We start from the raw sequence: 11440 nt of genomic DNA, 5'->3' as shown, positions 1-11440 counted from the left end.
CTTCTTAACAAGCTCAATCATACAAGAAAAATAGACTACAAAACAGCCATGGTGGTTCAATTAAATGAAGCCACATCTCAAAGTCGGTAGCTATTTTATTTATTGCTTCGCTAGTTCGATCGAAGCTCTTGGGTCTTACAATCATACTGATGCTGGTGGCTGCCAAAAGCAGACCACATATAGGAGTGTGAGCTTTAAGATTATAAAAGGAAACAATATGAAACAAAAGAGGAATTAATTCTTGGCTTATTGAAAAAGTTAGAATAACTTTTTCAGTCCTAAGCCTTCGGCGGACAAAAAGTTGTTTCCAACTTTTTCAATAAGCCATTGGGATAGAATTCAATACTCGAAAAACACCTTACATATAACCCTCTCAAAAGTTGTTAATAACTAAACGATGCTTTACATAGGAATGGCTGTTACCAGCAGTTATTTCTTCTTCAATTTAGTTATTAAATCAGTTATACTTTTTAATTCAACAGATGGGAAATCGCTTATCATAAGTGTAGAATCACGAAGCATAATTCGGTTGTATATTCCGCTATGAATTGGAATGTCTTCTTTGCTTAATTTTTTTTCACAAAGTTCGTTTATGCTTTCGAGAATTAATTCACTTTCTTCGTTATTTAGCTTAATTCTTTTAATTGAATCTGTAATTTCAGGATCTTTTCCGTTTTTACAGTTTTTAGTTTTTTCAATATAGTCAGCTAATAGTTGCCCTTTTAAATTATCTCTATAAATTGTAAGTATTTTTTCATTTCCACCCCATTCTCCACATTTGTCATCCACAGTTAGAATTTCTAATTGGTTTACTCGATTAATATAAAGTAAAAGATTTGATTTAGATTGTATTTTACAACCATTAAGTAAAAAAGATATTCCAATGAGGATTATAAATTTATTTTTCATATTAAAAAACCTTTTCTTTTAGTGTTAACAAATCCATTTTTTATAATCAAAAATCTTCTTTTTTTAGGCGGAAACACGCATAATTGCTGGTAACGTTTTGCCACTTAGCGATGTTGCGAACTTCGTGACCGATTATTTTCCGCTAAAGATAAAAAATCTTGCGAAACGTAAACGTGAATTTACCACAAAACTCGCAATATTGCTAAATGGCTGTTAGCTTACGTATTTTTTTAAGTCAACAGTGATTTTTCCAAATAACCATTTTTTATCTTTTCCATTCTCCATGTACTTGTATTTAATTTCAAAGACACCATTTATAATTTGTCCTTCATCAAATAAAGTCTCTGAAAAAATTCCGTTTGTGATTTTTAAAGTATTTTCAATTTTTCCATTCGGTAAATTTATTTTAAAAATCTTATTTGTGTTTAAATTTAAAAAAGATAAAAAATTAGAGTTCTTGTTGTCAATAGTTACAAAGTATGGATATTTCTGATTTTCGCTGTGGTATATTTCTCTTCCGAGTTCTGCTATTTTTTTTCCACTAGTTTTATCAAATAATTTGAATTCATAAGGGTCACAGCATCCAGAAACATTATGATATTCTACTATAAAAGAATTTTTATATTCTATCCAATTAGCAAATCCTAATCTCCCAGTTAATTCGATTAAGTCTTTATCTAATGAAAAAAGTATTTTCTTTTTCTTACTTTCGCTTTCAAATATAACCCAAGAAGAGTCGCAATTAAATTCTCGATATATTTTAGCTCCATTTTTAAAAATAGTTTTTTCACAAGAAATAATTTCATTCAATTCGGGTCGAGTTATGCAAATACAATTTTGACCCAAGCAAAGTTGTGAAATTATTGATAATATGATTGTTACAGCTATTTTCATAATATGTAAGCTAACGTCTTGACGCTTGGCGAGGTTGCAAAACTTCGTGAATCCAAACTGTCTTTGTTAATAATTAATCTCATAGCGGAACGGTAATTCCACTGTATTTTGCAATCTTGCCAAACGGCTGTTGTGTGAGGTTATTCTTCGGTTTTGATTTTGTTATATGGGATATTCAATCAAATTATGTTTTTCTTCTTCTGTTAAATCTATTACTGTAACTTCAGTTGAACTCATATATTTGAAGTTAATGTTTATAATATCCGAATTTGGAATTACTAAATATTTTGAAGGTATTTTATAATAGTCTTTCTTATCTTCCGCATCGTTTTCTAAATACCTCCTTTCGGGAAGTTTTAAATGGACAGCTTCTAAATCTCCTTTACTATCTACGTAATAATTAAAAAATTCTCCTGAATATAGAACACTTTTACCGTTAACTTTGCAAAGAACATTTACATATTTGTCCGTTATTTCTTTGAATTCATCTGGAATTTCTGGAAAATCAAGACATTCTCCTGTAAAAATATAATGCCACTTATTTGAAAATCTTAAAAATCTGTATTTTCTGTCCCAATTTAATTTACGTACTAACTTCATTGCCAAATAGCCCAATACAATAGATGAGATAAAAACAATTATATTATAGAAAAAGATTGGATAGAAAAAACACCTTAATTGAATAAAACTCTCTTCCGTTTTATTTGATGAAGTGACTCCTAAAAGTAAATTACCCAACTGTTTGAAATCAATAAAGTATGTGGAAAATAACTCAACTAAAAATATAGAAAAAGTATGTAATATAATTGAAGGAAGTATAGACCAAGTTAAGTCATTTACTAAATTTCTATTTGGGTCTCTCACACTTAATTTTGAAGAGTTATAAGAGATTCTGAATAAAAGTCCTGGAGCTAATATTATAAAAAGAAGTATCGAAGTAAAAGCTATGTTCATATTTTATCCAAGTTCACGAACTCTAAAATATTTATCTCCAATTTTCAGAACTTTGCTTTTCCCGTCAGTTGTATCAATTCTATTAACTAATCTAACTAAAGCACTTCTGACTTCTGTAGTCTTTACTGTTGAAGTTGCTTTTTTAGATTTTTTAAATATGTTTAGGACAGCTGTCATAATCAAAAGTTTTAGTTTATCAAATATACAACAAATTTTATTCCAAATCATACTCTTACTTTTTTATCCCAATAAAAATAAAGTACAATAAATAAAAGAAAAAAGTATGCTATAAATTCAGAGTAGTCATAAAATGCAAAAATGCCGTAAAAAGAATTAGAACAATAACTTTTGCCGTTAAATAAACTGTGTTTAAAGAATGGAACAAATGGATAAAAATTACTTTTGGAAAAAATTTCCATTCCTCCACTTGAACTATTTGACGTTTCTTCATTGTACGGATTGTCATATATTGTTACTGTTTCTTTTGTAAATAGTGCGTGTTTAGTTTGTGAGGAACTCTCACAACCTTCAGTGTGGAAAACTCCCTCAATATGAAAAACATTTACAAATAAAGCTATAACATTAATTATAAGAAACTTTATAATAAGGTTTCTTTTGTGTTTTAAAAAATCTAAAAAATTCATTTGTTTGTAGTTTATAGTGTTTATTTTAATAGGTTTGGTGCTTTTTTTATTTAATTTATTTGTATTTAAATAATTTTTAAAAATTCTAAATTGATTAGGTATCCTATTTGCTAAAATGTAAAGCAATATAGATAAAGTTATTATACTTGATATTATTGAAAATATAAATCTATACTCACTTTCGTAATCATTAATGAAAAGCCAACTACTAACTATACCATTAAGCATAAAAAATATAAAAATTTTCAACCCTCCAAATATAAAGGAACTTACTAAATCAGAAAAATTTGTTGGCTTACCTGCTTCTATCTTATTAAAGAAGAAATTCTTTATCTTATTCATTATATTTGTTACTAATTAAATTTATATATTATGCAAAATCAAGGTAAATCATGGACAGCTAATGATGTTCAAACACTAATCGCTCTTATAAAAGGGAATACGCCAACAGGATTAATAGCTTTTAAACTAGGAAGAACTGAAGATGCAATAAGAGCAAAAGTAAGTTCTTTAGGTTTGTCTTTAGCACCGACCAATAAATCTCCTTACGATAGAAACTTTTCTAACAAGAAGAAAGGTAAGTAGTAACTTCTTCATACTCTTTTCTTAATTCGTTAGTCCATATATGCTCATAGTCTGTTAGGGCTAAACCTAGATTTTGTATTAGTTCAAAAATTCTTTTGTTATCCATTCTGTTTTGGTTGTTTTTAGCACGTTGGTTCTTTATAATCTCACACAACGTTTTGCTGCTTTGAGATGGCTGGAAGTTCGTAACCGCTCAATTTTCGGCTTAACGAAAACTTGATGCGGAACGGCAATTCCACTAAATTCCAGCTATATCAAAACAGCGGTTGGCAGTAGTTATTTTTTATAGATTATCTTTTCAATCTTCGGCGGCGGTGGAGGAGGTGGAAGCATTTTATAATTTAATTTTTCGAAATCTACTTTTTTATTTAATTTAGTGAATTCCGTTTTGCTTATTAATATTTTGATTTTTTCTGCAAGTTCATAAAATTCTTCTGGACCATTATCGCCATAAATAAAAATTGAATCTATTTTTTCATCACGTTTTATTATAAACCTAAAAGCTTCACCATCTTGTAAATGTTCGTCCGTATAACTCGTCTTATATTTTGAAAAATCAATATTATCAAGCAAATTAAATAAAGAGTCTTTTTGTTTTTCTCTTAAGATTCCATATTCATCTTTTTCAGGATTGGGAAATCTTGTTTGAAGATAAATTGAATCATGAGAATTTAGTTTTATTGAATAATCAAAAGGCATCGATTCATTGGAAAAAATGAAAGTTTTTAATGAACTTGTTTTTTCTGTACATGAATTTAATAAAATTAGTAAAGCTAAAACGTAAAATATTTCCAATTTTCTCATTGCTTTTTAGATTTCGATTCCTGATTCTGCGGTATAATTACTGCCAACGTTTCGCTGCTTTGAGATGGCTGGAAGTTCGTAAACGCTCAATTTTCGGCTTAACGAAAACTTGATGCGAAACGGAAATTCCACTAAATTCCAGCTATATCAAAACAGCTGTTAGCCATAGTTATTTTATGATTTCCCCTTTTTCATTCCATTGTGTAAATGTCTTATTTTTGGCGTCTCTAATAAAGTTTACTTTTCCATTTTCAAAATAACACTTATAAAATACTTCTTTCCCGTTTTTATAATCCCCTTCAAATTTTAAGATTCCATTTCCATAATAACTGTAGAATTTACCTTCATTAACTCCATTGATTATTTCTTCAAAATGGGAAATTTTTCCATTATTGAAAAAACAGATTATTTTCCCATTATATTTATCATTATTCTTATAAAGAATGTTCGATTTAGAATTTCCTGAAAAAACAATTTTTCCGTTTTCATTAAAAAATTTCACAAGGTATTCGGTTTTATTTATAGGATCATATTTGTCTAAAAAGTTACCATTTGAATAATAAAAATATTGCAAACCTCCTTCTATAAACTTCATTTTTGGATTACCATTTTGCCAATATTCTGTTATTTCTTTTTTATCATTATCATTAATTTGTTTTAAATTACCATTTTCTTGGTATTCAATACTTTTTCCAATTTGCTTTCCATAAAAATATTCTCTTGTCCATTTATCTTTTCCATTTTCATACCAATCAATATATTTATTATGACATTGATTTTTTTTTATTGGTCCAATAGATTTCTTTTTTCCTGATTCGTAGAAGAAAACATCAATATATTCAGTTTTAGTTTTTATAAATCGTAATGATCTTATCTTTTTGCTATCATAAAATGTTGTGTCAATTAATTTAAAAGTTTCAGGTTTTAAACCAATCAAATTTAATTCACTTTCAATAACTGTTTTCTTTTTGCAAGATGAACAAAGTAAAGAAACTAAGAGTATTGGTAAAATATATTTTGTCAAGTTTATTTTCAAATTATGTTGGTTTCAGTAAGGTTTTTTATAATTATGGCTAACGTCCCCGCGCTTGTGGATGTTGCGGACATCGAAGACGAGTATTTTCGGTGTAACGAAAATACTAATAAAAAACGATAATTCCACTAAATTCCGCAATAACCACAAACGTGTGTTATGGTATGTAGCGACACGTATGCTAGGCACATAAGGTTGGACGTTTCTATTGTCGATTCCAGTTTATTTCTCCGTCATTTCAATTTTACGCTTTCGATAGTTTTAATACTGTGGAATCAAACTTCTCCTAAATCTCGAAAAAATACAAAAAAAAATCCGCTATCAAATGTCTTTAGAGTAGCTCTGTATTCAATATCGGCAACAATTAATTTTGCTGCTCTAGGTTTTTATTTCCGGCAGCTTACTGTAAACTTTTTTAGTCATCACTTAAAAAAATTAAAATCACATTAGTTGAGCACGTCCAAAGAGCTATTTACCATAACGTTTTGCCGCTTGGCGAGGTTGCGAACTTCGTAACCTTATATTTTCCGTTAAAGATATAATTTCCTGCGAAACGTACACGTGAATTTACCGCCAAATTCGCAATCTTGCCAAACGGCTGTTACCTGCTGGCCTAATCTTCATAAGGCATTTTTATCAATTTAAACTTAAGCGGAATCTTTTTCATTTCAAATAATGGTATATTTTTATTCTTTGCAATTTCAGCAATCTCTTTTTTATGCTCTTCTGGAGTAAGAAGCCCAAAAACAATTTCCTTGATGTACGAATCGTTAAAATTTACGATTCTATGAGATGGTTTTTTGATTTGTTCATTATTAAACAATGATATTGCTCTATATTCACGTTCATATTCCCATTCAATACTTTTGTGTAATTGGACATTTATTTTTTTTGTTCTCCTATCATCAATATATAAGTTTGGCATTTCTTCAGAATATATTACACTTTCGCACAAATCAAATAAACCTGACACTTTTAATTTTCTCTCATCAAAACCGACACTAAAACCTTTGTGATGATTTGCATAATGTGACCACATTAAAATTGAGTCACAATTTTCAGCGAAAGAAACTATTCCAATATGTTTGTCATTAAAATCGTCAGCACTTTTTTCTGAACGAGCTTGAAATATTACTGGATAAGCAAAATTTTCGACTATTAATTTTCTTCCTTTTTCAATACTTCCATGTTCTTTTATAATATAATCTTTGTTTTCTATTAATGATTTTTCAATATGCGCATTTCTTTTCTGTTCATCATAGACCCAAGAGTAGTCGTCATAAATTCTACAATCAAAAGGATCGTTGAATAAGTTTGGTGGTGACAAAAAAATTTCGTTATCAGTTAAAATTTTTTTGTGATAGTTGTCTTCCCAGTTTCTATATTTATAAACTGTTCTTGGATATTTGTCAAAGATTTGAAACATTGAAAAAAGTGGACTTTCAACAAATTTTTTCTGAATTTCTTTAAAACGTTTTTTTTCCATATTTTTCCATTAATGCTTATTAGTCTTGTTCTGCGGGAGGCTTGCAGGTAACTAGTATATAGGCGAAACAAACCTTCTCAAAGACACCCATAATCGGGTGGATAAGCGAAGGTTTGTTTCGCTTTATTTATAAATCAAATATATAAATTTAAACTTACAAATCATCAAATGGACTTTTTATTTGCTGTAAATTTTTTGTACTTACATGTGTATATATTTCGGTAGTTTTGCTGCTGTTGTGCCCTAAAAGTTCTTGTATGTATCTCAAATCTGTGCCACTTTCTAGTAAATGTGTAGCATAACTGTGGCGCAACCAGTGTAGTGTTACGGGCTTTTTAATACCTGTTTTTTTTAAGGCTTGTTTTAGAATCAATTGCAAACTTCGAGCTTCGTAGGCTCTTCCCTCAGTTTGTCCCTCAAACAGATAATACTTGGGTTTGCAAATTTTATAATAGTCACGAAGCATGTCTAGTATCTTAGGACTCAGTGGCACGATGCGATCTTTTTTACCTTTTGAATTTTTCAACAATACGATATTGCGCTTTGAATCAATATCGGCTGGCTTTAACGCTAGTAGTTCACCACATCGCAGTCCGCAACTGTATATTACTGATAGCATGGTTTTATGCTTAATATTGCTATGCGCCTCTAATAGCAACTTTACTTCTTCCTTACTAAGTACATTTGGTAGCAATTTAGCTCTTTTGGGACGATGTATTTTATCAACTACTATTTTAGTTTCTCTAATAGTTTGAAAAAAAAGTTTGATGGCATTCACAATTTGGTTTTGATAAGAAGCCGAAAGTTTATTTTTTAAGATATAGTCGTTGTTGTAAATAATCACATCTTCATTTGTTATTTCGTTGATGGGTTTCTCACGGTAAAAGACCAAAAATGATTTTAAAGCATCGCTATATGTCGCGACGGTGCTACTACTATAACGCTGTGATCGTAAATGATTTTTAAATTTTTCGATTTGCTCGATACCTTCCCTGGATGGTAGCGATTGTGAATGGGGTAGGAGGTCAAATCTAAATCGGTTTTCGACAGTATCTGCTACGTGCCATACTGCTTTTGTAGTGCTCCACTGTGCGCCTTCACATTCCTTCACTTTTTCTTGCATTCGAATGTTTTGTTCAAAATAAACGGCAATTCGCTTTACTTTTTTATGGGTTATAATCTTTGCACTCCAGTTCATTTGTTACTACATTTTTTATAAAGATAAGCAATTTTATAAACTTAATAAATACGTAATCGGTTGTTAGGTAGTTGTATATGGTAAATAACGAATTGTTTTTTTATATTTTTATCGAATGTTCAAAACGCCAAATCTAGCCCTGATCGTCGCGGCATCCTCGTAGTCCCGACATTCCGGGACGAAGAGATATAGCAGAGAGCAGGAGGGAAGCTTGTTTTAAAAAAGGATTATACTGCTCCTAAAAATCAAAGCATAAAAAAACACCAGCCTTGCGACTGATGTTCTCTTACTACAAAAAATAATTATTTATTCTGTTAACTCTGTTTGATTTCTAAATACTAATTCGCCGTCAAAAGCATCTAGTAAAATGATGCTATCGGTTGCAATTTTTCCAGCCAAGATTTCTTTTGACAACTTGTTCAATACCTCACGCTGAATTACACGTTTCACGGGGCGGGCTCCAAATTGTGGATCAAATCCCTTCTCAGATAGATGCGCGATTGCATCGGGTGTGGCATCCATCGTAATGCCTTGTAGTGCAAGCACTTTAGTAACTGATTTAAGTTGTAAACTCACGATTTTAGTAATATTTGCCGTGGTCAATGGTGTAAACATGACAATTTCGTCGATACGATTGATAAATTCAGGTCGCACCGTTTGTTTTAATAAGTTTAGAACTTCTGCTTTTGCTGCCTCAGTGGTTTCTTCAATATTTCCATTGCTGTTTTCAAATTTCTCTTGTATGATCTGGCTTCCCATGTTAGAAGTCATGATGATTATAGTATTTTTAAAATCGGCTAGACGTCCTTTATTATCCGTTAAACGCCCCTCGTCAAGTACTTGCAACAAGATATTGAAGGTGTCTGGATGGGCTTTCTCAATTTCGTCCAATAAAATAACAGAGTATGGCTTTCTACGCACGGCCTCTGTCAGCTGTCCGCCTTCGTCATATCCCACATATCCTGGAGGCGCTCCTACCAAGCGACTCACACTGTGGCGCTCTTGGTACTCGCTCATATCGATACGGGTCATGGCATTCTCGTCGTCAAATAAATATTCAGCTAGGGCTTTTGCCAATTCTGTTTTTCCAACACCGGTTGTTCCTAAGAATAGGAAACTACCCACCGGTTTGCGCATGTCTTGCAAACCAGCACGAGAGCGGCGCACGGCATCACTCACTGCTTCGATTGCTTCTTCTTGACCTACCACGCGGCGGTGTAATTCTTCTTCAAGATGCAGCAATTTCTCACGTTCGCCTTGTAGCATCTTCATTACTGGAATTCCTGTCCATTTTGCAACTACTTCAGCAATATCCTCACGGGTGACTTCTTCTTTAATTAATGAACTACCATGCGCTTGATTCTCGAGTAATTCTTTGTGCAAAATATCCAATCGCTCTTGTGCTTCCTTGATTTTCCCATAACGTATTTCGGCTACTTTTCCGTAATCTCCATCGCGCTCCGCACGTTCTGCTTCGTATTTATAGTCTTCGATTTCAGTCTTGATGGCTTGCACATTGTCCACAACATCTTTCTCTGATTTCCATTTGGTATAAATGGTATTGCGGTCTTCTTTTAAATTGGCTAATTCCATTCCTAGAACTTTGAGCTTGCTCTCGTCTTTTTCGCGCTTGATGGCTTCAATTTCGATTTCGAGTTGCATTACTTTTCTATCTAGAACATCTAGTTCTTCTGGTTTAGAGTTGATCTCCATTCTAATTTTTGAAGCCGCTTCATCCATTAAATCAATAGCTTTGTCTGGTAAAAAGCGATTCGTAATATAACGCTGTGATAGTTCTACAGCAGCAATAATCGCCTCATCTTTGATTTGGACTTTATGATGTGTTTCATATTTTTCTTTGATTCCACGAAGAATCGAAATCGCACTTTCGGTATCGGGTTCTTCGATAATTATTTTTTGAAAACGACGCTCTAGTGCTTTGTCTTTTTCGAAATATTTTTGGTATTCGTCCAAGGTTGTTGCACCTATCGCTCTTAGCTCTCCACGAGCCAAAGCTGGTTTCAAGATATTAGCAGCATCCATAGCGCCTTCGCCACCACCTGCACCTACAAGCGTGTGAATCTCGTCAATAAAAAGTACGATGTCACCTTCGGCAGCGGTTACTTCCTTTACAACGGCTTTCAAGCGTTCTTCAAACTCTCCCTTGAATTTGGCTCCCGCAATTAGGGCACCCATGTCAAGTGAAAAAACGATTTTATCCTTTAAATTATCAGGTACATCACCATCAACGATACGATGCGCTAGACCCTCGGCTATGGCAGTTTTACCCACACCAGGTTCTCCCACAAGCATAGGGTTGTTCTTGGTTCTACGGGTTAAGATTTGCAATACACGTCTAATTTCTTCGTCGCGACCTATTACAGGATCTAGTTTTCCGGCTTTGGCTAACTCATTTAAATTTTTGGCGTACTTATTTAAGGAGTTGTAGGTTTCTTCGGCAGAGGCAGAAGTCACTCGTTCACCTTTTCGCAATTCGTCAATAGCTGCTTTCAAACCTTTTTCGGTTACACCTTGGTCTTTTAATATTTGCGAAACCTTTGAACGAGATCCAAAAATAGCCAATATTAAATGTTCGATAGAAACAAATTCATCGTTCATTTTTGTAGCGATATTTTCAGCTTCGATTAATGCGGTATTGGCATCTCTTGACAGTCTTAAATCACCTCCAGAAACTTTAGGGAAACTTTGAATGGTGCTGTCTAAAACTTGGATGAATAAGGGCACATTTACATTTAGTTTTTTTAAGATAAACGGAGCCACATTTTCATCGACTTCAAAAATAGCTTTAAAAATGTGTTCGTTCTCGATTTGCTGTTGTCCATACCCTTGAGCCAATTGCTGCGCTTGCTGAATGGCTTCCTGCGACTTAATGGTAAATTTATTGATGTTCATAATTTTATGTTTTTTACAAC

At 32.3% G+C, this 11440-nt stretch carries 11 protein-coding genes; 1 reads left to right on the top strand and 10 read right to left on the bottom strand.

Annotation, left to right across the window (positions count from 1 at the left end; translation table 11 throughout):
* Positions 1–429: 429 nt before the first annotated feature.
* The 5 genes from H603_RS0114495 to H603_RS0114475 form a co-directional block, all read right to left on the bottom strand.
* On the bottom strand, positions 430–909 hold the full coding sequence (locus H603_RS0114495; protein WP_026709292.1) for a hypothetical protein: 480 nt from the start codon (positions 907–909) through the stop codon (positions 430–432).
* Between the two features lie 213 nt (positions 910–1122).
* Positions 1123–1803: a hypothetical protein gene (locus tag H603_RS0114490; protein ID WP_157510455.1), complete on the bottom strand. Its 681-nt coding sequence runs from the start codon at positions 1801–1803 to the stop codon at positions 1123–1125.
* Positions 1804–1965: 162 nt separating this feature from the next.
* Complete coding sequence (locus H603_RS0114485) at positions 1966–2757, bottom strand: hypothetical protein (protein ID WP_026709290.1); 792 nt, start codon at positions 2755–2757, stop codon at positions 1966–1968.
* A 3-nt stretch (positions 2758–2760) separates the two neighbouring features.
* Positions 2761–2985 (bottom strand): hypothetical protein, encoded by a 225-nt coding sequence (locus tag H603_RS0114480; RefSeq protein WP_026709289.1) that lies wholly within the window; start codon positions 2983–2985, stop codon positions 2761–2763.
* Complete coding sequence (locus tag H603_RS0114475) at positions 2982–3743, bottom strand: hypothetical protein (protein ID WP_026709288.1); 762 nt, start codon at positions 3741–3743, stop codon at positions 2982–2984. Before H603_RS0114475 ends, H603_RS0114480 begins: the two co-directional genes overlap by 4 nt.
* Before the next feature lie 30 nt (positions 3744–3773).
* Between H603_RS0114475 and H603_RS0114470 the strand changes: the two genes are divergently transcribed.
* On the top strand, positions 3774–3986 hold the full coding sequence (locus H603_RS0114470; protein ID WP_026709287.1) for a hypothetical protein: 213 nt from the start codon (positions 3774–3776) through the stop codon (positions 3984–3986).
* 276 nt (positions 3987–4262) lie between these two features.
* Here the strand turns inward: H603_RS0114470 and H603_RS0114465 are convergent, their stop codons facing one another.
* The 5 genes from H603_RS0114465 to clpB form a co-directional block, all read right to left on the bottom strand.
* Positions 4263–4790 carry a hypothetical protein gene (locus H603_RS0114465; RefSeq protein ID WP_026709286.1) on the bottom strand — a complete coding sequence of 176 codons (528 nt, stop codon included), beginning with the start codon at positions 4788–4790 and terminating at the stop codon, positions 4263–4265.
* Between the two features lie 169 nt (positions 4791–4959).
* Positions 4960–5814: a toxin-antitoxin system YwqK family antitoxin gene (locus H603_RS0114460; protein WP_026709285.1), complete on the bottom strand. Its 855-nt coding sequence runs from the start codon at positions 5812–5814 to the stop codon at positions 4960–4962.
* Between the two features lie 622 nt (positions 5815–6436).
* A complete protein-coding gene (locus H603_RS0114455; protein ID WP_026709284.1) occupies positions 6437–7309 on the bottom strand; it encodes a DUF2971 domain-containing protein in 873 nt (290 codons plus the stop codon).
* Between the two features lie 154 nt (positions 7310–7463).
* Positions 7464–8507 carry a site-specific tyrosine recombinase/integron integrase gene (gene xerA / locus H603_RS0114450; RefSeq protein ID WP_026709283.1) on the bottom strand — a complete coding sequence of 348 codons (1044 nt, stop codon included), beginning with the start codon at positions 8505–8507 and terminating at the stop codon, positions 7464–7466.
* Positions 8508–8813: 306 nt separating this feature from the next.
* Positions 8814–11420, bottom strand: coding sequence for an ATP-dependent chaperone ClpB (gene clpB, locus H603_RS0114445; protein WP_026709282.1), 2607 nt, complete (start codon positions 11418–11420; stop codon positions 8814–8816).
* Positions 11421–11440 lie beyond the last annotated feature (20 nt).

It is taken from the genome of Flavobacterium frigidarium DSM 17623, assembly GCF_000425505.1.
Taxonomy (GTDB): domain Bacteria; phylum Bacteroidota; class Bacteroidia; order Flavobacteriales; family Flavobacteriaceae; genus Flavobacterium; species Flavobacterium frigidarium.
This window is presented reverse-complemented; position numbering and strand designations above follow the sequence as displayed.